General features: G+C 71.3%; 21 protein-coding genes. 13 read left to right on the forward strand and 8 right to left on the reverse strand.

Annotated elements, in window-relative coordinates; all coding sequences use genetic code 11:
• Positions 1–153 precede the first annotated feature (153 nt).
• Together AB0H81_RS04025 and AB0H81_RS04030 are read left to right on the forward strand one after the other, a co-directional pair.
• Positions 154–1,089, forward strand: a complete 936-nt coding sequence (locus tag AB0H81_RS04025) for a sugar ABC transporter permease (RefSeq protein ID WP_358368891.1) — start codon at positions 154–156, stop codon at positions 1,087–1,089.
• Positions 1,086–1,976 (forward strand): carbohydrate ABC transporter permease, encoded by an 891-nt coding sequence (locus AB0H81_RS04030; protein WP_358368894.1) that lies wholly within the window; start codon positions 1,086–1,088, stop codon positions 1,974–1,976. The genes AB0H81_RS04025 and AB0H81_RS04030 overlap by 4 nt, the downstream gene beginning before the upstream one ends.
• Before the next feature lie 20 nt (positions 1,977–1,996).
• Here AB0H81_RS04030 and AB0H81_RS04035 read toward each other — a convergent pair whose 3' ends face one another.
• Positions 1,997–3,196, reverse strand: coding sequence for an RNA-guided endonuclease TnpB family protein (locus tag AB0H81_RS04035; RefSeq protein ID WP_358368897.1), 1,200 nt, complete (start codon positions 3,194–3,196; stop codon positions 1,997–1,999).
• 122 nt (positions 3,197–3,318) lie between these two features.
• On the opposite strand from AB0H81_RS04035, the gene AB0H81_RS04040 reads away from it, so the two are divergent.
• The 3 genes from AB0H81_RS04040 (at position 3,319) to AB0H81_RS04050 (ending at position 6,258) form a co-directional block, all read left to right on the forward strand.
• A complete protein-coding gene (locus AB0H81_RS04040) occupies positions 3,319–4,656 on the forward strand; it encodes a sugar ABC transporter substrate-binding protein (RefSeq protein ID WP_358368900.1) in 1,338 nt (445 codons plus the stop codon).
• 177 nt (positions 4,657–4,833) lie between these two features.
• Complete coding sequence (locus AB0H81_RS04045; RefSeq protein ID WP_358368903.1) at positions 4,834–5,784, forward strand: nitronate monooxygenase; 951 nt, start codon at positions 4,834–4,836, stop codon at positions 5,782–5,784.
• Positions 5,785–6,054: 270 nt separating this feature from the next.
• On the forward strand, positions 6,055–6,258 hold the full coding sequence (locus AB0H81_RS04050; protein ID WP_358368906.1) for a cold-shock protein: 204 nt from the start codon (positions 6,055–6,057) through the stop codon (positions 6,256–6,258).
• A 257-nt stretch (positions 6,259–6,515) separates the two neighbouring features.
• Here AB0H81_RS04050 and AB0H81_RS04055 read toward each other — a convergent pair whose 3' ends face one another.
• A complete protein-coding gene (locus AB0H81_RS04055) occupies positions 6,516–6,896 on the reverse strand; it encodes an STAS domain-containing protein (protein WP_358368909.1) in 381 nt (126 codons plus the stop codon).
• Positions 6,897–7,269: 373 nt separating this feature from the next.
• Here AB0H81_RS04055 and AB0H81_RS04060 point away from each other — a divergent pair, with 373 nt between their 5' ends.
• Both AB0H81_RS04060 and AB0H81_RS04065 read left to right on the forward strand, forming a co-directional pair.
• Positions 7,270–8,946, forward strand: a complete 1,677-nt coding sequence (locus AB0H81_RS04060; RefSeq protein ID WP_358368912.1) for an endo-1,4-beta-xylanase — start codon at positions 7,270–7,272, stop codon at positions 8,944–8,946.
• A gap of 117 nt (positions 8,947–9,063) precedes the next feature.
• Complete coding sequence (locus AB0H81_RS04065) at positions 9,064–9,441, forward strand: VOC family protein (protein ID WP_358369136.1); 378 nt, start codon at positions 9,064–9,066, stop codon at positions 9,439–9,441.
• A 25-nt stretch (positions 9,442–9,466) separates the two neighbouring features.
• On the opposite strand, the gene AB0H81_RS04070 is transcribed toward AB0H81_RS04065, so the two are convergent.
• Together AB0H81_RS04070 and AB0H81_RS04075 are read right to left on the reverse strand one after the other, a co-directional pair.
• Positions 9,467–9,709 carry a helix-turn-helix transcriptional regulator gene (locus tag AB0H81_RS04070; RefSeq protein ID WP_358368915.1) on the reverse strand — a complete coding sequence of 81 codons (243 nt, stop codon included), beginning with the start codon at positions 9,707–9,709 and terminating at the stop codon, positions 9,467–9,469.
• Positions 9,710–10,360 (reverse strand): DUF2975 domain-containing protein, encoded by a 651-nt coding sequence (locus tag AB0H81_RS04075; protein ID WP_358368917.1) that lies wholly within the window; start codon positions 10,358–10,360, stop codon positions 9,710–9,712.
• 115 nt (positions 10,361–10,475) lie between these two features.
• On the opposite strand from AB0H81_RS04075, the gene AB0H81_RS04080 reads away from it, so the two are divergent.
• Positions 10,476–11,360, forward strand: coding sequence for an FRG domain-containing protein (locus tag AB0H81_RS04080; RefSeq protein ID WP_358368920.1), 885 nt, complete (start codon positions 10,476–10,478; stop codon positions 11,358–11,360).
• 89 nt (positions 11,361–11,449) lie between these two features.
• Here the strand turns inward: AB0H81_RS04080 and AB0H81_RS04085 are convergent, their stop codons facing one another.
• The 4 genes from AB0H81_RS04085 to AB0H81_RS04100 form a co-directional block, all read right to left on the reverse strand.
• Positions 11,450–12,409 (reverse strand): D-ribose ABC transporter substrate-binding protein, encoded by a 960-nt coding sequence (locus AB0H81_RS04085; RefSeq protein ID WP_358368923.1) that lies wholly within the window; start codon positions 12,407–12,409, stop codon positions 11,450–11,452.
• Between the two features lie 13 nt (positions 12,410–12,422).
• Complete coding sequence (locus AB0H81_RS04090; protein WP_358368926.1) at positions 12,423–13,388, reverse strand: ABC transporter permease; 966 nt, start codon at positions 13,386–13,388, stop codon at positions 12,423–12,425.
• Positions 13,378–14,880, reverse strand: coding sequence for a sugar ABC transporter ATP-binding protein (locus AB0H81_RS04095; protein WP_358368929.1), 1,503 nt, complete (start codon positions 14,878–14,880; stop codon positions 13,378–13,380). The genes AB0H81_RS04090 and AB0H81_RS04095 overlap by 11 nt, the downstream gene beginning before the upstream one ends.
• Positions 14,881–14,957: 77 nt before the next feature.
• Positions 14,958–15,983, reverse strand: coding sequence for a LacI family DNA-binding transcriptional regulator (locus AB0H81_RS04100; RefSeq protein ID WP_358368931.1), 1,026 nt, complete (start codon positions 15,981–15,983; stop codon positions 14,958–14,960).
• A gap of 258 nt (positions 15,984–16,241) precedes the next feature.
• Between AB0H81_RS04100 and AB0H81_RS04105 the strand changes: the two genes are divergently transcribed.
• From AB0H81_RS04105 to AB0H81_RS04125, 5 genes are all read left to right on the forward strand, one after another.
• Positions 16,242–17,999: an ABC transporter substrate-binding protein gene (locus AB0H81_RS04105; RefSeq protein WP_358368934.1), complete on the forward strand. Its 1,758-nt coding sequence runs from the start codon at positions 16,242–16,244 to the stop codon at positions 17,997–17,999.
• Positions 18,000–18,066: 67 nt separating this feature from the next.
• Positions 18,067–19,062, forward strand: a complete 996-nt coding sequence (locus AB0H81_RS04110; RefSeq protein WP_358368936.1) for an ABC transporter permease — start codon at positions 18,067–18,069, stop codon at positions 19,060–19,062.
• Complete coding sequence (locus AB0H81_RS04115; RefSeq protein WP_358368939.1) at positions 19,059–19,946, forward strand: ABC transporter permease; 888 nt, start codon at positions 19,059–19,061, stop codon at positions 19,944–19,946. The genes AB0H81_RS04110 and AB0H81_RS04115 overlap by 4 nt, the downstream gene beginning before the upstream one ends.
• Positions 19,943–20,884 (forward strand): ABC transporter ATP-binding protein, encoded by a 942-nt coding sequence (locus AB0H81_RS04120; RefSeq protein ID WP_358368941.1) that lies wholly within the window; start codon positions 19,943–19,945, stop codon positions 20,882–20,884. Before AB0H81_RS04115 ends, AB0H81_RS04120 begins: the two co-directional genes overlap by 4 nt.
• A complete protein-coding gene (locus tag AB0H81_RS04125; RefSeq protein WP_358368944.1) occupies positions 20,884–21,786 on the forward strand; it encodes an ATP-binding cassette domain-containing protein in 903 nt (300 codons plus the stop codon). Before AB0H81_RS04120 ends, AB0H81_RS04125 begins: the two co-directional genes overlap by 1 nt.
• Positions 21,787–21,788: the final 2 nt, after the last annotated feature.

A 21,788-nucleotide genomic window follows, 5' to 3' on the forward strand; every position in this document is an offset into this window, starting at 1 on the left:
CACCTTCGAACTCTTGTCAATACTTTCGAAGATTACCGGGAATCGCAGGCGAAGTGGGGATTGCTCGAAGGTATTGACAAGTTTTCGAAAGTCGCCATGATGGGCTGCACCACGGCCGCTCGGCCGGCTCCCCCGCCCCCAGGAGGTTCGGAGATGCTGCTACGACAGGGCGAGCCCGCCGCGCCACCCGTGGCCGGGCCCGCCCGCCGGCGCAAGGCCGGCCCGCGCGGCGACGGGCGGCTCGCCGCCGCGTTCCTCGCGCCCGTGCTCATCGGGTTCGGCCTGTTCTACCTGTATCCGGCGCTGCGCGGCGCCTGGTACTCGATGACCGACTGGAACCTGCTGTCGAAGCCGCGCTTCGTCGGGCTCGGCAACTACGCCCGGCTCCTCCACGACCCCCTGTTCTGGAACTCGCTCAAGGTCACCGCCGGCTACGTGCTGCTCAACCTCGGCATCCAGCTCGTCGCCGGCCTCGGCCTGGCCGCCCTGCTGCACCGCCTGACCCGATCCCTGGTGCTCCGGTCGCTGCTCGTGGTGCCGTGGCTGGTGCCCAATGTGACCACCGGCCTGCTGTGGATGTGGCTGCTGGACGCCGACCTCGGCTTCGTCAACCACCTGCTGACCGGCGTCGGGCTGCCCGCCCAGGGCTTCCTCACCTCGCCGGACCTGGCGCTGCCCAGCGTGGCGGTCATCACCTCGTGGAGCGGCACCGGCTACACCGCGCTGCTGCTGTACGCGGGCATGCTGCTGGTGCCGCGGCACATCTACGAGGCGGCGGCCCTGGACGGCTCCGGGGAGATCCGCACGTTCTTCCGCGTGACGCTGCCGCTGATGCGCCCCATCCTCGCGTTCGTGCTCGTGGTGTCGCTGATCGACTCGTTCCAGCTCTTCGACGCCGTGGCGGTCACCACCAAGGGCGGGCCGGTCAACGCCACCCGGGTCGTCTACTACTACATCTACGAGCAGGCGTTCACCCACTTCAAGATGGGCTACGCCTCCGCGCTGGCGTTGAGCCTCGTGCTCGTCCTCGGCGCCCTGACCTTCGTCCAGATGCGCCTGCTGCGCGCCTCCACCTCGGACCTGGCATGAACCGAACCCTCCGGGGCCGGATCGGCCGCCCGCTCGCCTGGGCCTGCCTGATCCTCGCCATCGTGATCTCCCTGTTCCCGCTCTACTGGATGCTCCGCACGGCGATCACGCCCGGCCGCGAGCTGGCCGGCGACAACGCCGGGCTGCTGCCCCGGCACCCGACGCTGTTCAACTTCGAGCGGGTGCTCGGCCTGGCCACCCGCGAGGAGGCGCGGGCGGCCGGCGGGTCCGGGGCCGACCTCGACTTCTTCCGCTACCTGCGCAACTCGATCCTCTACACGGGGCTCGTCACCGCGGCGCAGACCCTGCTGTGCGCGATGGCCGGCTACGCCTTCGCCCGGCTCCGCTTCCCCGGCCGCGACCTGCTGTTCGCAGTGTTCGTGGCCGCCCTCATGGTGCCGCCGATCTTCACGCTGCTGCCCAACTTCGTGCTGGTCAAGGAGCTGGACTGGCTCGACACCTACCAGGGGCTCGTCGCGCCCAGCCTGCTCATGACGCCGTTCGCGGTGTTCTTCCTGCGGCAGTTCTTCCTCGGCGTGCCGCGCGACGTGGAGCAGGCGGCCCTCATCGACGGGGCGGGCAAGGGCCTCATCTTCTGGCGGGTGGTGCTGCCGATGAGCCGCGGCCCTCTGCTCACCCTCGCCCTCACCACCGCGGTCTGGACGTGGAACGACTACCTGTGGCCCCTGCTGGTGGCGCCGGGCGAGGAGACCCGGGTGCTCACGGCGGCGCTCGGTGTCTTCCTCAAGCAGTCGCCGAACACCGCGCCCGACTGGACCGGCCTCATGGCCGGCTCCCTCCTGTCGATCATCCCCGTGCTGCTGCTCGTGGTCTTCTTCGGCCGCCGGCTCGTGGACTCCATCCAGTTCTCCGGCTTGAAAGGTTAGCGTTGACTTTTTCCCCACCCCTAAGGGCCGGGGATTCCCGCCTTCACAGGTCGGGGTTCCTGCTTCGCGGGCGACTGCACCCGGGGGGACCCGGAGTGTCTGACGTCGCCTCCACAGGCGGACACGGCAAGACCTGCCGCCAGGATGTTCTTGGCGGCGTTGATGTCCCGGTCGTGCCGGGTGCCGCAGGACGGGCACTGCCACGTCCGGGTGCCGAGCGAGATTCCCGCGAGCAGGTGTCCGCAGGCCGAGCAGGTCTTGGAGCTGGGCAGCCAGCGGTCGACCACGATCAGGTGACGGCCGTGTCTGGCCGTCTTGTAGGCGAGCATGCGGCGGAAGGTTCCCCACCCGCAGTCGGAGATGGCCTTGGCCAGCTTGCGGTTGCGGACCATGCCGGTCACGGCCAGGTCCTCGATCGCGATCACCTCGTGGTCGCGGGCCAGCCGCGTGCTGGTCTTGTGCAGGAAGTCCGTCCGGGACGCGCGCACCTTCCGGTGGGCGCGGGCGACCTTGGCCTTCGCCTTCTTCCGGTTGTTAGACCCCTTGGCCTTGCGCGCTTGGCGACGCTGGTAGCGGGCCAGGTTGCGTTCCCGCTTGGCCAGATGACGCGGGTTCGGGATCTTCTCGCCGTCGGAGGTGACGGCGAAGTCCTTTACCCCGAGATCCACGCCGACCATGGCTCCCGTCGCCGGAAGTCGGTCGGGGGCGGCGACATCGACGGCGAAGGAGACGTACCACCGTCCGCACGGGTCCCGGGAGACGGTCACCGTGGTCGGGTCGATCGACACCGGATCCACGCCGGGCCAGGACCAGACGAACGCCAGCGGCGCGTCCGTCTTCGCGAGGAACAGTCGTCCGTCGCGGTAGCGAAAACCGGAACGGGTGTATTCGGCCGACTGTCGTCCTGTGCGGGACTTGTAGCGCGGGTGCCTGGCGCGTCCGGCGAAGAAGTTCGTGAACGCCGCCTGCTGGTGCCGGATCGCCTGCTGCAACGGGACCGAGGACACCTCGTTCAGCCATGCCAGCTCGTCGGTGGCTTTCATCGCGGTGAGGTAGGCATTGGCCTGAGCGAAGCCGGTCTGCGTCCGCTCGCTGCGGTACCGGGCGTTCCGCCAGGCCAGGGTGCGGTTCCAGACGGCGCGCACGCAGCCGAACGTGCGATTCAGCACGCCGGCCTGCTCAGGCGTCGGGTACGCCCGGCACTTGTACGCCGTCCTCACAGATCGATTTTAAGAAATCACCCGCTCAAGAATCACCCGCTTGGCATGAAGCGGATGCGGGTGGTGTCCAGCTTTTCCTCCTCAGGGCTGAAGCCCGGGGTTTCCCGCTTCAAGGAGTTTCGATGAACAAGGCGCATCTGGCGGCGGGCGCGCTGCTGCTGCTCACGGCGGCCTGCGGCGGCGGCTCGGGCGGCTCGGGCTCGGACGACGGGCCCGTCACGCTGACGTACGCGCTGTGGGACGACGCCCAGCAGGGCGCCTACCAGCAGTGCGCCGACGCCTTCCAGAAGGCGAACCCCGGCATCACCATCAAGATCAACCAGGCGGCCTGGGACCAGTACTGGCAGAACCTCACCACCCAGATGGTCTCCGGCAAGGCCCCCGACGTCATCACCATGCAGACGACCTACTACCCGCAGTTCGTCAAGAACGGCCAGCTCCTCGACCTCGGGCCCATGGCCGAGGCCGACAGGATCGCCTTCGGCCGGTACCGGCCCGGCCTGGCCGACCTGTGGGTCAAGGACGGCAAGAGGTACGGCCTGCCCAAGGACTGGGACACGATCGCGATCGTCTACAACACCGCCCTGGTCAAGAAGGCCGGCCTCGACCTGAGCGACCTCACCTGGAACCCCGCGGACGGCGGCACCTTCGAGAAGGCCCTCGCCCGGCTCACCGTCGACACCTCCGGCCGGCGCGGCGACGAGCCCGGCTTCGACAAGACCAAGATCGCTGTGTACGGGATCGTCCCGGAGCTCAACGACGGCTCCCAGGGCCAGAACGGCTGGGGCGACCTGGCCGTCTCCAACGGCTTCAGCTACATCGACAAGAACCCGTTCGGCACCAGGTACTTCTACGACGACCCCAAGCTGGCCGAGACCGCCGCCTGGTTCAAGCGGCTCATGGACAAGGGGTACGCGGCGCCGTACGACAAGAAGAGCTCCCTCGGGCCCGACGCCGTGCTCGGCTCCGGCAAGGGGGCGCTCGGCATCACCGGCTCCTGGATGATCAAGACGTACCTGGACTCGACGGAGCAGAAGTTCGCCTTCGCCCCGCTGCCGACCGGGCCTCAGGGCCGCAAGTCCGCCTTCAACGGCCTGGCCGACACCGTCTACGCGGGCACCGAGCACCCGGAGGCGGCCTGGAAGTGGGTGAAGTTCCTCGGTTCGACCGCCTGCCAGGACATCGTCGCGGACAGCGCCGTGGCGTTCCCCGCCATCACCTCGTCCACGAAGCGCGCCATCGAGGCGCACAAGGCGGCGCACCGCGACGTCAGCGCCTTCACCAGCCAGGCCGACGCGCAGGGCGGCACGTTCGTGCTGCCGGTCAGTGACCACGGCGACGAGATCGACCAGATCGTGGGCACGGCGATGGAGGAGGTCTGGCTCGGCCAGAAGGACGCCCGCACCGCGCTGACGGCGGCCAACCAGCGGGTCAACGCCCTGTTCACCGCCGGCGGATGACCCCGGAGCCCACGTGACGGGAGCCTCCCCCATGACGGGTCGCAGCCCCGGCCCTCACGCGACGGGGCTGTCAGGTGAGTCCCGCGCCGGCGGGGCGGTGGGGGAGAGGTTCGGCGGACGTGGCAGGGTGGCGATGGGCAGGCCCTCCGCGGGTGGGGAACGGACGAGAGGATCGTCATGCGCACGTGGCTCACCGAGCGGTTCGACCTGGCCGTGCCCCTGGTGGGGGCGCCCATGGCCGGGGTGGGAGCGGGCCGGCTGGCCGCCGCGGTGTCCGCCGCCGGGGCGCTCGGCATGTTCGGCGTGCCGGCCGCCGCCACGGCCGAGTGGATCGGGGAGCAGGCGGCGGCCGCCGCCGCGAGCGGCCGGCCGTACGGGATCGGGCTCATGGCGTGGGCGCTGCCCGGTAACCCCGCCCAGCTCCAGGCCGTCCTCGACGTGCGGCCCGCGATCGTGTCCGTGAGCTTCGGCCCGTACGAGCCGTATGTCGCAGAGCTGCGCCAGGCGGGCATCACGGTCGTCACGCAGGCCGGCACCACGGAGGAGGCGCTGGCCGCCGAGCGGGCCGGGGTGGACGCCGTCGTGGCCCGCGGCGCCGAGGGCGGCGGCCACGGGCGCGGCGAGGTGGCGACGCTGCCGCTCCTGGAGGGCGTGCTCGACGCGGTGCGCATCCCGGTCCTGGCCGCCGGGGGCGTCGCCACGGCCCGCGGGCTCGCCGCCGTGCTGGCCGCGGGCGCCGAGGGCGCCTGGGCGGGCACGGCGTTCATGGGCTGTGAGGAGACGACGATCTCGCCGGCGGCCACGCGGCGCCTGCTGGAGGCGGAGGAGATCGACACGGCGTACGGGCGGGTCTTCGACGTGGCGCAGCGGCTCGGCTGGCCGGTCGAGTACGGCGGCCGCGCCCTGCGCAACGCCTTCTTCGACCGGTGGACGGGCCGGGAGGACGAGCTGGCCGCCGACGAGAGCGCCCGGGCCGACCTGGAGGCGGCCCGCCGCGACGACGACTTCGACACCGCCTACATCTACGCGGGCCAAGGGGTGGGCCTGGTACGGGAACGCCGCACAGCGGCCGACGTGGTCGCCGCCTTCGCCGAGGCCGAGAAGCTCCTGCACCGCTTCGCCCGGTAACCCGCCGTATGTCCCCGTCGTGCCGGCCGCCTTTCCGAAAAAGGGCCTGGACCTGGGGAAACGTCGCCGAATTGATGGGAGACTCGCGGTCGAGGCGGCATGGTAGGCTCATACCCGTTGCAGTGTGGTACCCATGAACGTGTGTGCGCCTGACGGGATCCGACCCCTCGGGCGCATTTTGTTTGCCGGTCTTTTCCGGACGGGGCATCGCGGCGACGCGGGATCCGCGAGGTGCGGATCCCAGACCTGCGCCTATCGAAGGAGATTGACATGGCGAGCGGTACCGTGAAGTGGTTCAACGCCGAGAAGGGCTTCGGCTTCATCGAGCAGGACGGCGGCGGCGCCGACGTCTTCGCCCACTACTCCAACATCGCCGGCCGCGGTTTCCGCGAGCTGCACGAGGGCCAGAAGGTGACCTTCGACATCACCCAGGGTCAGAAGGGCCCGCAGGCGGAGAACATCACCCCCGCCTGACGCGAGATCACCTCGGCGAGCCGGTCCCGCCCCTGAAGAAGGGGCGCGGGCCGGCTCGCCGCTTTCTGGCACCGACCGCCGCGTCCGTCCCACCGGCCTGTCCTGGGCATGCGCCTTACGAGTCGGCGGGGCTCAACTACGCGCCGGGAGCTCAGGACGCGCGGCGGGGCCTAGGGCGCAGCGAAGCTCACGACGCGCGGCGGGGCCTAGGACGCGGCGAAGCTCACGACGCGCGGAGCCTTTCCCGTGGGCGCGACTCACGGGGTGCGCAGCGCCTGGACGGCGTCGTCCACCGTGTCGTACGTCTGGAAGCGCTTGTCCAGGCCCGTCACGCGCAGCAGTCGCGCCATGCGCGGCCCGATGCCGCTGAGCACCGCCCGCCCGCCTTCGCCCGCCGCGCCGTTGATCGTGGACACGAGCACGCTGAGCCCGGTGGAGTCGCAGAAGTCGACGGCCAGCATGTCGATCACCAGGAGAGGCGGCTCGTCGGGCGCGCCGGACAACGCGTCGGCCACGGCCTGGCGCAGGGCTGCCGCCGTGGCGATGTCGAGCTCACCGGCCAGGGCGACCACGGTCACGCCGTCGTGCCGCCCGCCGGTCCAGGAAAAGCCGGCCCGCTTCGCGCCCGCCCGTTCCACGTCGTGCCCTCCCGCCGCCGCGCCTCGGCGGTCTGTCGGCTGTGCGCTTATGGCGCATACGTTCCGAGACACCATGATTGCACAGCGCGAGAGAGCGGCGTAACCCTGACCGCCGGGCGCGTCGCGGCCCGGACGCTCGTGGCGGCATCCCGGCCCGCGCCCCCGCCGCCGAGGCGTTCGAAGTGCCGGCGTCCTGGAGGTGCTCATGGAAGTTTCACTTCTTCTCCGATAATTTCGGCCGCCCAGGGCTGTCCCGCCACCCTAGAGACACGGCTCGCGTTGACCACCATGGGTGCGGCCTCTAGCGTCCGGGGGGCCCGGCCCGGAGCCGGGCCGAAACTTTCGGAACCGCACGCCGCGGAGGTGGACCTTCATGCCCCCGTCCTCACCCCACCGCTCCAGGAGCCTGGCGCTGGCCGCCCTGCTCGGACTGCTGGCCACGTTCCTCCTGCACGCGAGCCCGGCCGGCGCGTCGGCCGCGCTGCGTCAGCACGCCGCCGCCCGCGGCAAGTTCATCGGTGCCGCCCTGGCCACCGGGCCGCTGGCGAACGAGAGCGCCTACCGCAACCTCGCCGCCACCGAGTTCAACCAGGTCACCGCCGAGAACGCCATGAAGTGGGACGCCACCGAGCCCAGCCAGGGCCAGTTCAGCTTCTCCGGCGCCGACGCGATCGTCTCCTTCGCCACCCAGAACAACCAGCAGGTCCACGGCCACACGCTGGTCTGGCACAGCCAGACCCCCGGCTGGGTGCAGAGCCTCGGCGCCGGCGCCATGCGCGGTGCCATGCAGAACCACATCAGCCAGGTCGTCGGCCGCTACGCGTCGAACCCGGCCGTCGTCTCGTGGGACGTCGTCAACGAGGTCTTCGACGACAACGGCAACCTGCGCACCTCGTTCTGGTACAACACGCTGGGCCAGAGCTACATCGCCGACGCCTTCCGCGCGGCCCGCGCCGCCGACTCCGACGCGCGGCTGTGCATCAACGACTACAACATCGAGGGGATCAACGCGAAGAGCACCGCGCTCTACAACCTGGTGAGCTCGCTGCGCCAGCAGGGCGTGCCGGTCGACTGCGTGGGCTTCCAGAGCCACCTCGCCATCCAGTACGGCTTCCCGAACCAGATGCGGCAGAACCTCCAGCGCTTCGCCGACCTGGGCGTCCAGGTCCGGATCACCGAGCTGGACGTGCGCATGGTGATGCCCCGCGACGCCACCAAGGACGCCACGCAGGCCACCTACTACCGGGACGTCGTCAACGCCTGCCTGGCCGTCACCGCGTGCGCCGGGATCACGATCTGGGGCTTCACCGACAAGTACTCCTGGGTGCCCGACACCTTCTCCGGCCAGGGCGCCGCGCTGATCTACAACGAGAGCTACCAGGCCAAACCCGCCTACACCGCCGTCCACGACGCGCTGGCCGAAGGGACCGGTGGCACCGACACGACGCCGCCGACCACCCCCGGCACACCCGCGGCGTCCGGCGTGACGGCCACCTCCGCCTCCCTCACCTGGGCGGCCTCCACCGACTCCGGCGGCAGCGGCCTGGCCGGCTACACCGTCTACCGGGAGCAGGGCGCCACCGACCCCGAGCTCGGGCGCAGCACCGGCCCGTCCATCACGCTCACCGGGCTGAACGCCGCCACGCAGTACCAGGTGTACGTGCGCGCCCGCGACGGCGCCGGCAACCTGTCGGCCGCCTCGCCCACCGCCGCCTTCACCACCTCCACCGGCGGCGGGGGCGGCGGCTGCTCGGCGGCCGGCACCGTGCAGAACCAGTGGGGCGGCGGGTACGTGGTGCAGCCCGTGACCGTCACCAACACCGGCACGGCCACGACCAGCGGCTGGACCGTCACCTTCACCCTGCCCGCCGGCCACGCCGTCACCGGCTCGTGGAACGCCACCCTCACCACCAGCGGGCAGACGGTGACCGCGAGGAGCCTGTCCTACAACGGCGCCCTCGCCCCGGGGGCCAGCGCCACCTTCGGCTTCCAGGCGTCCCGCCCGTCGGGCGACACCGCCACGCCGAGCGGCTACACCTGCGCCTCCTGACCCGGCCCGGGGGATGCTCGCCGGCGAGCGATGAGTTTCCCCCGGCCGCCCGGTCTGTACGGGACGACCCATCGGATCGTCCCGTACGGACAGGCCCGTACAGACAGGGAGGCCATGATGCAGCGACCCAGCCTGGGCGGCATGCTGCTCGCCAGCACCGACCCCGAGCGGCTGCGCCGGTGGTACGCCGCCGCGCTCGACCCCGAGTCCGAGGCCGACGTCGGCGGCTACGGCGTGCTGAAGTTCGGCGCGTTCCACCTCGTCATCGACAGCCGCAAGGACATCGGCGACAAGAATCCGGAGCCGGGCCGGATGATCCTCAACTTCGAGGTGCCGGACGCCCGCGCCGTGGCGGCGCGCATGGAGGGGCTGGGCGTCTCTTGGCTGGCGGAGCTGGAGGACCGCGACGGCAGCCTGTTCGCCACCGTCCTCGACCCGGACGGCAACTACGTCCAGATCATCCAGCTCAGCGAGGAGGCCCGCGCGGCCATGTGACCCTCGCGCCGCGGAACCCCCGGCGTCAACGGCCGGCGCCGGGGTCCCGCGTGTAGCGCAACAGGTCGCCGGGCTGGCAGTCGAGGACGTCGCACAGCCGGGCGAGGGTGGAGAACCTGACGGCCCTGCCCTTGCCGGTCTTGAGGATGGACAGGTTGGCGATCGTCACCTCGACCCGGTGGGACAGCTCGGTCAGCGTCATGCCGCGCCGGGCGAGCAGCTCGTCGAGCCGGACCTCGATGTGCCCGTCGAGCTCTCCGGGCGGCACTCAGATCGTGCCTTCGAGGTCGTCGAGCATGGCCAGGCCACGCCCGATCACTTCGGCTGCCACGAACGCCCCCACTCCCATCAGCACAGTCACGACCGGCACGTCGATGTCGCCAGGCACGAGACGCGGATCGACGGTCAGCATTCTCGCGGCCACGGTCTTGGCGGTGAAGTCGAGGGCCAACGCGGCCGGCGAGCCGAGCGTGAGGACGGCCCCGATCCTGCGCAGGTCACGGACCGTGCCGGTGGAGAAGAACGCGCGGTCCCCGGCCGTGCCCCTGCCGGTGATCCGCACCAGCCAGAACAGGGACAGCAGGATCGCGAGCATCCCGGGCAACCAGGTGAGCAGGTGCAGCGCGGCCAGCAGCGGCGCGTGAGCCGGGTCGTACAGCGCCACGTCCACGGTGGCGCCGACCGCCCGCGTCCCCGGGGCGAGGGCGCCGTCGAACGACACGCCGGTGTGGGACGGCCGGAGCCCGGTGAAGCCGAAGTCCGGCTTCGCGGCCGGGACGGCGGCGAGGATGACGTCACCCGCCAGCCGTGCGAGGAGCGCGAGCGCGCCGAGCACGAGGGCGGTGGTCAGGATCGCGTGCAGGCGCCGGGTCCACGCACCGGCCGCCGAGGGCACGTATCCGAGCGCGGCCTCACTCATCAGACGCCTCCTTATCGTTTATCAATGCGACACGGCCACGATAGCATCGAAAAACGATAAAACAACCCGTGCTGTGACGGGTGTGGCCCGCTGTGTGTTGGGAAGGCGGGCCTGTATGGGGAGCAGCGCGAACGGGGCCGGCGGGGAGATCGAAGAGGGACGGATCGTCACGGTGTCGTCCTGGCGGGAGCTGGACGACGCGATCAGCGAGGTGAGCGGGCCCCGGGGGCCGCACCCGCGCGGCGGGCCCTCGCACTCCGCCGTGGTGTTCCGGGGCCGGTCGCGCCCTCCGCACTCGCACCTGTCGGGGCTGGCCCGGCTGGCCGGCGAGTACCAGGCCGTGGAGCGCCACCTGATCCGCAACTTCCGCAAGTACGCCCACCGCCAGGCGCCCGGCCCGACGATCTGGGACTGGCTGGCGCTCGGCCAGCATCACGGGCTGCCCACGCGGCTGGTCGACTGGACGTTCTCGCCGCTCGTCGCGCTGCACTTCGCCACGGCGACCTGGCCGCGTGACGAGGCGATGCTCATCGGGCTCGACTGCGAGGCGGTCCACCGGCTGCTGCCCGGGCCGCTGCGGGAGGTGCTCGACCTTGAGGGCGCGGTGCTGTTCACGACCGAGATGCTCGCCCGGCGCGCCCCCGACCTGGACAGCTTCGGCAAGCTGGCGGGCGCGGAGCCGTTCCTCGCCCTGTTCGAGCCGCCGTCGCTGGACGAGCGGATCGTCACCCAGTCGTCGGTGCTGTCGGCGCTGTCGGACGTGACGTGGTCGGTGGAGCGGTGGCTGAACGCCCATCCCGGCCTGTGGTGGGCGTGGCGCATCCCGCCGGAGGTCAAGGCCGAGGTGCGTGAGCGGCTCGACCAGGCCGGCATCACCGAGCGGGCGCTGCTGCCCGGCCTGGACGGGCTGGCCGCCTGGCTGCGCCGCTACTACTCGCCGGAGGCGTGCCTCGACCACCAGGGCGACGAGTGCGCCCCCGGCAACACCGGCAACGCCTGACCCCGGACCGGAGGTCAGGACGTCTCGGCACGTACGGACGTCTCCGATCGTCTCGGCACGTACGGACCTCTCAAGGACGTCCGTACCGGTCAGGACGTCTGGAACTCGGAGACGTTGGCCTTCGTGGCGACCTTCACCGGCACGGCCACGGTCTTCGGGATCGTCTCGCCGTTGGCCGCCTTGACCGCGGCCTCCACCGCCCGCTGGCCGAGCAGCTTCGGCTGTTGCGCGATCGTCGCGGTCATGGTGCCCGCCGCGACCGCCTTGAGGCCGTCGGGTGTGCCGTCGAAGCCGACCACCTTGACCTTCTGCCCGGCCTTGGCGCCGAGCGCCTTGATCGCGCCGAGCGCCATCTCGTCGTTCTCGGCGAACACGCCGTTCAGGTCGGGGTGCGACTGGAGCAGGTTCGTCATGACGTCCAGGCCCTTGGTGCGGTCGAAGTCGGCCGGCTGCTGGGCGACCACCTGGATCCCCGGGTACGCCTTGATGCCCTCGGTGAAGCCCTGACCGCGGTCGCGGCTCGCGGACGTGCCGGGCACGCCCTGCAAGACCACCACCTTGCCCTTCTCGTTCAGCGCCTTGGCCAGCTCCTGGGCCGCGAACCGGCCGCCCGCGACGTTGTCGGAGGCGACGGTCTGGGCGACCTCGGCGCCGTTGACGCCGCGGTCTGCGGCGATCACCGGGATGGAGACGCGGTCGGCGGCCTTGACCGCGGGCGCCGCCGCGTCGGAGTCGACCGGGTTGATGATGATCGCCTTCATGCTCTGGCTGGTGAAGTTCTGGACCTGGTTGACCTGCTGGGAGGCGTCGTTCTGGGCGTCGGTGACGGTCAGCGCGGCGCCGAGCCGGGAGGCCGCGGCCTGCGCGCCGTCCCTGAACTGCACGAAGTACGGGTTGTTCAGCGTCGAGACCGACATGCCGAGCTTGACGCCGGCCCCGCCGGTCGAGCCGCCCCCCGACGAACCCGACCCTGACGAGCCGGACGAGCCGCACCCGGCCAGGCCCGCCACCAGGGCGGCCGCGGCCAGGACTGTCGCGGAAATCCGCATGATCTTCCCCCTCCTAGGACGTTTCCCTGCGGCGCAGGGTGTCGACGAGCACCGCGAGTGCGATGACCACGCCGATCACCACCTGCTGCCAGAACGCCGAGACCGACAGCAGGTTGAGGCCGTTGCGCAGGACGGCCAGGATGAGCGCCCCGACGAACGTGCCCAGCGCCCGTCCCTTGCCGCCGGACAGGCTGGCGCCGCCGATGACCACGGCCGCGATCGCGTCCAGCTCGTAGCCGGTGGCGGCCTGCGGCTGGGCCGAGGCCAGGCGGCTGGCCAGCACGATGCCGGCCACCGCGGCGAACCCGCCCGACAGCGCGTACGTGATGAGCTTCTGCCGGTCCACCTTGATGCCGGACAGGCGGGCGGCCTCCTCGTTGCCCCCGATGGCGTACATGGCGCGGCCCACGTAGGTGCGGTTGAGGATCACGGCCGCGACGACCCCCATGACGACCATGACGATGACGGGGACCGGCAGGTAGCGCCCGATGGTGTCGCCGAGGTGGGCCACCTGGTCCGGCAGCTCGATGGGGCTGCCCTGCGAGATCACCAGGGCCAGGCCGCGGGCGACGCCGAGCATGGCCAGCGTGGCGATGAACGGCGGCAGCTTGCCGTACGCGATGAGGACGGCGTTGACCAGCCCGCACGCCACGCCCACGGCCAGCCCGGCGACGGTGGCGACCGGCCACGGCCAGCCCGCGGGGGTGGCCCCCCAGGCGAGCACGATGGCCGACAGCGCGGCGACGGACCCCACCGACAGGTCGATGCCGCCGGTGACGATGACGAACGTGGAGCCGAACGCGAGGATCGCGGTGACGGCCGCCTGGACGCCCACGTTGAGCAGGTTGGTGACGCTGAGGAAGTCGGACGACAGCAGCGACAGCCCGACGACGAGCACGACGAGCGCGACCAGCGCGCCGTTCTCGGCGAGCCACACCGCCACCGGCGAGCGCCGCTGGACGAGCACGTTACTGGACACGGCCACCCTCCACCTCCGAGACGGCCATCGCCATCACGTCGTCCTGCGTGGCCTCCACGGCCGGGAGCTCGCCGACGAGGCGGCCGCGCGCCATGACGAGGATCCGGTCGCTCATCCCGAGCACCTCCGGCAGGTCGCTGGAGATCATCAGGACGGCGTCCCCCGCGGCGGTCAGCTCGTTGACGAGCTGGTAGATCTCGACCCGGGCGCCCACGTCGACGCCCCGGGTCGGCTCGTCGAGGATGAGCACGCGGGCCCCGGCCACCAGCCACTTGCCGATGACCACCTTCTGCTGGTTGCCGCCGGACAGGGTGCGGACCTCCTGGTCGAGCCCCGCCATGCGGATGCCGAGCTGGCCGGCGACCTTGGCGGCGGCCGTCCGCTGGCCCTTGCGGTCCACGAACCCGGCCCGGGTGGCGGCGCGCAGGGTGACCAGGCCCAGGTTCTCGTCCACGGCGGCGCCCAGCACCAGGCCCTGGCCCTTGCGGTCCTCGGGGACGAGGCCGAGCCCCGCCTCCATGGCCGCGTGCACGTCCCCGGGCGGCAGCCGCCGGCCGTTCACGGTGACCTCGCCCGCGTCGTAGTGGTCGGCGCCGAAGACCGCCCGCGCGACCTCCGTCCGGCCCGCGCCGACGAGCCCGGCCACGCCGACCACCTCGCCCGCGCGCACCTCGAACGACACGTCCGCGAACACGCCCCGCCGGGTCAGCCCCTTCACCTTCAGCAGCGGCTCGCCGGGGCGGCTGCGCTGACGTGGGTACTGCTGGTCGATGGGGCGGCCGACCATGAGGCGGACCAGCTCGTCGTGCGGCGCGGAGGCGGGCACCTCCGCCACGGAGCGGCCGTCGCGCAGCACGGTCACCCGGTCGCCGATCTCGGGGATCTCCTCCAGGTGATGGGTGATGAACACGATCGACACGCCCTCGTCGCGCAGTTGCCTGACGATCGCGAACAGCTTCTCGACCTCGCCGGTGGTCAGCACGGCGGTCGGCTCGTCCATGATGAGGATCCGCGCGTCCAGCGCCAGCGCCTTGGCGATCTCGACCATCTGCATCCGCGCGATGCCGAGCCGTCCGACGGGGGTGCGCGGATCGACGCGCACGTCCACGCGGGCCAGCAGGTCGGTCGCGTCCCGCTCCATGCGGGCCCGGTCCACGAGGCCGAAGCGGCGCGGCGGCCGGCCGAGCGCCAGGTTCTCGGCGACCGTGAGCTGGGGGACCAGGTTGAACTCCTGGTAGATGGTGGCGATCCCGAGCGCCCGGGCGTCGCCCGCCGACCTGATGCGCACCGGCCGACCGTCCATCAGGACCCGGCCGCCGTCCGGATGGTAGGCGCCTGAAAGGATCTTGATGAGCGTGCTCTTCCCGGCGCCGTTCTCGCCCAGCAGCACGTGGACCTCGCCCGCGCGCAGGCTCAGGTCCACCCCGTCCAGGGCGAGGACGCCCGGGAACTGTTTACGCAGGCCCTCGGCCCGGAGAATGTCCCCCGTCACGTCGTGATACTTGCCGATAACGCGCCGTACGAACCTGGAAAGCGCAGGTCAGGTACGCTGCCCCGGTTTCTGCGGGGTCACGGCCGGACCGGTGGGGGAGGGGCGGTGCTGCCCCGGGGCATGAGCCGGGCGTCCTCGTCACGTACGCCCTCGACCAGCTCGCCGCCGATCAGCGCCAGCAGCGCGCGCGCCGCGTGCGCCCCGTACGCGGGGATGTCGCGGGTGAGCGCGCTCAGCGCGGGCCGGACGATCTGCGAGAGCGGCGAGTCGTCCCAGGCCACGATCGACAGGTCGCGGGGCACGTCGAGCCGCATCTCCTGGGCCGCCGACATGCCGGCCACGGCCATGATGTCGTTGTCGTAGACGATGGCGGTCGGCCGGGTGGGCGACCCGACCAGGCGGCGCGTGGCACGGGCGCCCTCGCCGCCGGTGTAGTCGGTGTGCATGACGGCGTGCCACTCCAGCCCGAGCTCCTCGCACACGGCGGTGAACGCCTGGTCGCGCAGCACGGTGTGGACCAGCTCGGGCAGTCCCGCCACCCGGGCGACGCGGCGGTGGCCGAGCGCGGCGAGGTACTCGACGGTCTCGCGGACCGCCGCGGCGTCGTCGGACCAGACCGGTGTCAGCGAGCCCGCCTGCGACGGATGGCCGACCACCACGGCCGGCAGCCCCAGCTCCTCCAGCGCGGTCACGCGCGGGTCGTCGAAGCGCAGGTCGACGAGGATCGCGCCGTCCACCCGCCGCTCGCCCCACCAGCGTCGGTGGACCTCCGCCTCCTGCTCGGGCGTGGCGGCCACCTGGAGCATCAGCGCGTACGAGCGGTCGGCGAGCTCGCCCTCGATGCCGCTGATCAGCTCCATGAAGAACGGCTCCACGCCGAGGATGCGCGCGGGCCGGCACAGGGTCAGCCCGACCGAGTGGGCCCGCGCCCCGCTCAGCGCCCGCGCCGCGCTGTTGGGCCGCCAGCCGATCTCCTCGGCGATCGCCTTGATCGCGGCGCGCCTGGCCTCCGACACCCCGGGCCGGTCGTTCAGGGCGTACGAGACCGCCACCTTGGACACGCCCGCCCGACGCGCGATGTCGGCGATCGTCGGTCGCTTCACCGATCCCCCTGGATACACCGCCGAGTGAACCGGTTAGCCACCCGTGCACCCGAACCTTACTACCGCGCCGCCCGGTTGGCACGGGCAGGGCGTGCCACCGGAAACGGCAGGATCAGAAGGGGTCTTGACGCGGCGGCAGGGCCACTTTACGTTCGCGTTACTTCACCGGTTCAGTGGGAGCGCTCTCACCGATCGAGTGGCACCTCGGGGCTGAGACAGACGGCCGAGCCTCCGCCGCGGCGGGGGAAGGAGAGACAGATGCGCAAGCGGACGCCGATCCTCGTTCCGCTCCTGGCGGCGACGGCCCTGGCCGCCGCCGCGTGCTCCGGCGGAGGCCCCGTCGTGGGACCGACGGCGGCTCCACCCGGCTCCCAGGGGCCGACCGCGGCGAACCCCGGCGCGCTGCCCCGCAACGAGACCCTCTACACCACCGGCACCCAGTGGGGGCCGCCCGCCAACTTCAACCCCATCCGCGAGTGGGACTCCGCGACCGGCACGAAGGGCCTGGTCTACGAGACCCTGTTCCACTACGACCCGAACGCCGCAAAGCTCGTCCCGTGGCTGGCCGAGAGCGGCTCCTGGACCAGTCCCACCGTGTACGAGGCCAAGATCCGCGCCGGTGTGAAGTGGTCCGACGGGAAACCGCTGACGGCCAAGGACGTCGCCTTCTCCTACGGGCTCGGCAAGATGGCGACGAGCCCGTACCACAACCTGTGGGACTGGCTGAAGAGCGCCGACGCCGTGGACGAGCGCACCGTGCGCTTCACCTTCTCCACCGCCAACTACCAGGAATGGGACTTCAACCTCTACAGCCGCTCCATCGTGCCCGAGCACCTGTGGTCCGGCCGGTCGGAGGAGGACGTGCTCAACGGCGTGAACGACAAGCCCGTGGGAACGGGCGCCTACGCCTACCAGAGCCACGACCAGGACCGCGTCGTGTGGAAGCGGCGTGACGACTGGTGGGGCAAGAGCGCGCTCGGCGTCGAGCCGAAGGCCCGCTACATCGTGGACGTGGCCACCCCCAGCAACGAGGTGGCCATGGGCATGCTGCTGCAGAAGGGCCTCGACCTGAGCAACAACTTCCTGCCCGGCGTGGCCAACCTGGTCAAGGGCAACTTCGGCATCGTGTCCTACTACGACCAGCCGCCGTACATGCTGTCGGCCAACACCGCCTGGCTGGTGCCCAACACCCGCAGGAAGCCCATGGACGACCCGGCCTTCCGCAAGGCGCTGGCCTCCTCCGTCGACACCAAGAAGATCGTCGAGGGTGTGTACGGCAACCTGGTCAAGGCCGCCGGCCCGACCGGGCTGTTGCCGCAGTGGGAGCAGTTCGTGGACCAGGCGGTGGTGAGCCGGAGCGGCTTCGGCTTCGACCCGGCCAAGGCCAAGAAGGCGCTGGCCGACGCCGGCTACAAGGACCGCGACGGCGACGGGCTGGTGGAGAACAAGGACGGCTCCAAGATCAAGCTGACGCTCATCGTGCCCACCGGCTGGACCGACTGGATGGAGGCCGCCCGCACCATCGCGGCCGGCGCCAAGGCCGCCGGCATCGACGTCACCCCCGACTTCCCCGACTTCAACGCCCTGGTGGAGAAGCGCGGCAAGGGCGACTTCGACCTGCTGCTCAACAACGAGCGGCAACTGTCCAACACGCCGTGGACCTACTACGACTACATCTTCCAGCTCCCCATCCGGAAGACGCAGAACACCGTCAACTTCGGCCGGTACGAGAACAAGCGGGCCTGGCAGCTCGTCCAGCAGCTCGACCAGGTCAAGACCGACGACCCGGCGGGCATGAAGGCGATCACCTCCCAGCTCCAGAAGATCCACCTGGAGGAGCTGCCGATCATCCCGCTCTGGTACAACGGCCTGTGGGCCCAGTCCAGCGTCAGCGTGTGGAAGAACTGGCCGTCGGCCAAGCCGGGCGCCCCCAAGTCGGCGCCCGTCATGTGGCGCAACTGGATGGAGCTCGGCGGCTTCGAGACCCTCACCCAGATCCAGCCCGCCGCCTCCTAGCCGCCTCCCGACGATCACACTCCTCCTCCCGCCCGCGCGGGAGGAGGAGCCCTCCTGGAGCCCCCACGTGCGTCGTTACTTCGGCAGGAAACTGCTCGTCTACGCGCTGACCTTCGTGGTCGCCGTCACCGTCAACTGGATGATCCCGCGCTTCATGCCGGGCGACCCCGTGGCCGGCATGGTGGCCCGGGCCGGCGTCTCCCAGCCCGCCGCCGCCGAGGCCATGCGGGCCTACTACACGAACCTGTTCGGCTTCGACCGGCCGCTGTGGCAGCAGTACGCGAGCTTCTGGGGCACGCTGCTGCGGGGCGACTTCGGCATCAGCATCTGGCTGTTCCCCACCCCGGTCAGCACGGTCATCCTGCGCGCCGTGCCGTACACGCTCGGGCTCATGGTGCCGGCCGTGCTGCTGAGCTGGGTCGCGGGCAACCGGCTCGGCGCCTTCGCGGCGCGGCGCCGGCTGCTCGACAACACCGTGCTGCCCCTCGGGTACGTCCTGACCGCCACGCCGTACATGTGGCTGGCCGTGATCCTCGCCTGGGGGCTCGGCGTCGTCGCCGGCTGGTTCCCCGTGGCCGGCGGCTACAGCTTCTCCCTCCAGCCCTCCTTCACCACCGGCTTCCTGCTCGACCTGCTGCACCACTGGGTGCTGCCGTTCCTGTCGCTGTTCCTGGTCGCGCTCGGCGGCTGGGCCATCGGCATGCGCAACATGATCATCTACGAGCTGGAGTCCGACTACGCGTCCTACCTGGCCGCGCTCGGCGCCCCCGCCCGGCTGATCCGCCGCTACGCCTTCCGCAACGCCGTCCTGCCCCAGATCACCGGGCTGGCCCTGCAGCTCGGCGTGCTCGTGGCCGGCGCCCTCGTCACCGAGATCGTCTTCTCCTATCCCGGCCTGGGCAGCCTCATCCTCAAGGCCATCCAGAACCACGACTTCTTCCTCCTGCAGGGCACGTTCATGTTCATCGTGATCGGGGTGCTCGTGGCCAACTTCGTCATCGACCTCGTGTACGTCGTCGTCGATCCCCGTACCCGGGCCGGGATGGCGGGGGTGCCGGCATGACGGCTGCCCTCACCGAGACCAGGCCCGAGCCGCGCGCCGTGCGGCGCGAGGCCCTCCACTTCGCCGTGCGCAACGGCAAGCTGGTCACCGGCTTCGCCGTCGTGCTCGTCCTGCTGCTGACCGGCCTGCTCGGGCCGCTGCTGCTCGGATCGGCCCCGCCCAACGAGTACGTCGCCGCGCCCATGCTGGCGCCGTCGGCGGAGCACTGGTTCGGCACCACGACCTTCGGCCAGGACGTCTTCACCCAGTTCGTCCACGGCCTGCGCACCACGTTCGCCGTCGGCGCGCTCGGCGGCGGCGTCGCCGCGGTGATCGCGATGGTGGTCGGCTTCGCCGCCGGCTACCGGGGCGGGCTGCTGGACGAGGCGCTCACCATGCTCACCAACGTCATCCTCGTCATCCCGACCCTGGCGGTGCTGCTCATCGTCAACGCCTACCTCGGCATCCGCAGCGTCGCCGTGCAGGGCCTGTTCATCGGGCTCACCTCCTGGCCGTGGGCGGCCCGCGCGATCCGGGCGCAGACGTTCTCGCTGCGCACCCGCGACTTCGTGGACCTGGCCCGGCTCAGCGGCCTCGGCACCGGCCGGATCATCGCCCGGGAGATCGCGCCGAACATGAGCTCCTACCTGTTCATGACGTTCATCCTGCTGTTCGGCGGCTCCATCCTCATCGCCTCCTCGCTCGACTTCATTGGCCTCGGCCCCACGGAGGGCGTCTCGCTCGGGCTGATGCTGCAGAACGCCACCCAGTGGAGCGCGCTGCAGCTCGGCCTGTGGTGGTGGTTCGTGCCGCCCGGCGCGGCGATCACCGCCGTCGTCGGCGCCCTGTACGTGGCCAACGTCGGCCTCGACGAGGTCTTCAACCCGAAGCTGAGGACGACATGAGCCTGACGGTCACCGACCTGCGGGTCTTCTACCGGACGCTGCGCGGCGAGGTGCGGGCGCTCGACGGGGTGTCGTTCGCCGTGGCCGACGGCGAGATCCTCGGCCTGGCCGGCGAGTCCGGGTGCGGCAAGACGACGCTCGGCAAGAGCCTCATCCGGCTGGACGGCCGCATGCGCCACGCCGGCGGCACGGTCGAGCTGGACGGCCGGGAGCTGCCCATCGCCGACGACCGGGCCATGAACGCCTTCCGCTTCCGCGAGGTGGCGCTCGTCCCGCAGTACTCGATGAGCGCCCTGAACCCGACCCGGAAGATCGGCCGCATGGTGGGCGAGCTGCTGCGCTCGCGCGGCGAGACCCTCGACCGCGCGAAGCTGGGGTCGCGCCTCGACCAGGTCGGGCTGCCGCGCGAGGTGCTCGACCGCTACCCGATCGAGCTGTCCGGCGGCATGAAGCAGCGCGTGGTCATGGTGATCTCGACCCTGCTCGACCCGTCGCTGCTGATCGCCGACGAGATCACCTCCGCGCTCGACGTGTCCACCCAGAAGGCGGTCGCGCGGGCGCTGCTCGGTTTCCGCGACGCCGGCCACGTCAGGAGCATGGTCTTCATCACCCACGACCTCGCGCTCACCTCCCGCATCGCCGACACGATCATGGTGATGTACGCGGGCCGGCTCGCCGAGAAGGCGCCCGCCAAGGTGATGACCGAGCAGCCGCGCCACCCGTACACCCGGATGCTCGTCAACGCGCTGCCCGAGGTCGGCGCCCGGCACACGGGCAGGCGGCTGACCGGCATCGCCGGCAGCCCGCCCTCCCTGCTCGACCCGCCGCCCGGCTGCCGCTTCCGCGGACGCTGCCCCCTCGCCGACGACGGCTGCGCCGAGCAGCCGCCCGTCGCCGAGGTCGCCCCCGGTCACCACGTCGCCTGCTGGAAGGCCTGATGCTCACCCTCGACAACGTCACCAAGACGTACCGGACCGGCGCCCTCGGCGGGAAGGCGGTGACCGCCGTCGACCGCGTCAGCTTCGACGTCCGGGCCGGCGAGGTGGTCTCGCTCATCGGCGAGAGCGGCAGCGGCAAGTCCACGATCGGCCGCATGATCCTCGGCCTCACCCCCGTCACGGGCGGCTCCATCACCGTCGCCGGGACGCCCGTGCGCCCCGGCCGCGCCTACTACCGTTCCGTCCAAGGCGTCTTCCAGGACCCGTTCAGCTGCTACAACCCGATCTTCAAGGCCGACCGGGTGTTCCGGCTGATCAAGGAGACGTACCATCCGGCCGTGCCCGAGGACGAGTGGGCCGAACGGGTCCGCGCGGCCGTGTGCGACGTCCGCCTCAACCCCGGGGAGGTCCTCGGCAAGTACCCCCACCAGCTCAGCGGCGGCCAGCTCCAGCGCATGCTCATCGCCCGCGCGCTGCTGCTGGACCTCAAGCTGCTCGTCGCCGACGAGATCACCAGCATGCTCGACGCCTCCACCCGCGTCGACGTGCTGAACCTGCTGGCCGACCTCAAGGCCCGCGGCCTCGCCGTGCTGTACGTCACGCACGACCTCGCGCTCGGCGCCTACCTCGCCGAGCGGACCGTCGTGCTCTGGCGCGGCGCGGTCGTGGAGCGGGGCCCCACCGAGCAGGTGTTCGGCGACCCGCTCCACCCCTACACCCGCCGGCTGCTGGCGGCCGTGCCCCGGCTGCACGCCCCCTGGGAGGAGGCGCCCGAGGTGCGATCCTGCCTCTACCACGACAAACACCACGACATGGGCGCCACCGGCGGCCTGGCGGAGGCCACGCCGGGGCACTTCGTGGCCTGCGCCCGGCTCAGCGACTGCCAAGGAGACGTTTCTTGACC

The sequence above is a fragment of the Nonomuraea sp. NPDC050691 genome (assembly GCF_040654455.1).
GTDB lineage: Bacteria > Actinomycetota > Actinomycetes > Streptosporangiales > Streptosporangiaceae > Nonomuraea.

Coding starts and splice junctions, on each gene's coding strand:
- AB0H81_RS04080 (WP_358368920.1), top strand. CDS start 10,476: ATGGGGAGCAGCGCGAACGGGGCCGGCGGGGAGATCGAAGAGGGACGG.
- AB0H81_RS04065 (WP_358369136.1), top strand. CDS start 9,064: ATGCAGCGACCCAGCCTGGGCGGCATGCTGCTCGCCAGCACCGACCCC.
- AB0H81_RS04030 (WP_358368894.1), top strand. CDS start 1,086: ATGAACCGAACCCTCCGGGGCCGGATCGGCCGCCCGCTCGCCTGGGCC.
- AB0H81_RS04060 (WP_358368912.1), top strand. CDS start 7,270: ATGCCCCCGTCCTCACCCCACCGCTCCAGGAGCCTGGCGCTGGCCGCC.
- AB0H81_RS04040 (WP_358368900.1), top strand. CDS start 3,319: ATGAACAAGGCGCATCTGGCGGCGGGCGCGCTGCTGCTGCTCACGGCG.
- AB0H81_RS04120 (WP_358368941.1), top strand. CDS start 19,943: ATGAGCCTGACGGTCACCGACCTGCGGGTCTTCTACCGGACGCTGCGC.
- AB0H81_RS04115 (WP_358368939.1), top strand. CDS start 19,059: ATGACGGCTGCCCTCACCGAGACCAGGCCCGAGCCGCGCGCCGTGCGG.
- AB0H81_RS04125 (WP_358368944.1), top strand. CDS start 20,884: ATGCTCACCCTCGACAACGTCACCAAGACGTACCGGACCGGCGCCCTC.
- AB0H81_RS04085 (WP_358368923.1), bottom strand. CDS start 12,409: ATGCGGATTTCCGCGACAGTCCTGGCCGCGGCCGCCCTGGTGGCGGGC.
- AB0H81_RS04025 (WP_358368891.1), top strand. CDS start 154: ATGCTGCTACGACAGGGCGAGCCCGCCGCGCCACCCGTGGCCGGGCCC.
- AB0H81_RS04045 (WP_358368903.1), top strand. CDS start 4,834: ATGCGCACGTGGCTCACCGAGCGGTTCGACCTGGCCGTGCCCCTGGTG.
- AB0H81_RS04105 (WP_358368934.1), top strand. CDS start 16,242: ATGCGCAAGCGGACGCCGATCCTCGTTCCGCTCCTGGCGGCGACGGCC.
- AB0H81_RS04075 (WP_358368917.1), bottom strand. CDS start 10,360: ATGAGTGAGGCCGCGCTCGGATACGTGCCCTCGGCGGCCGGTGCGTGG.
- AB0H81_RS04050 (WP_358368906.1), top strand. CDS start 6,055: ATGGCGAGCGGTACCGTGAAGTGGTTCAACGCCGAGAAGGGCTTCGGC.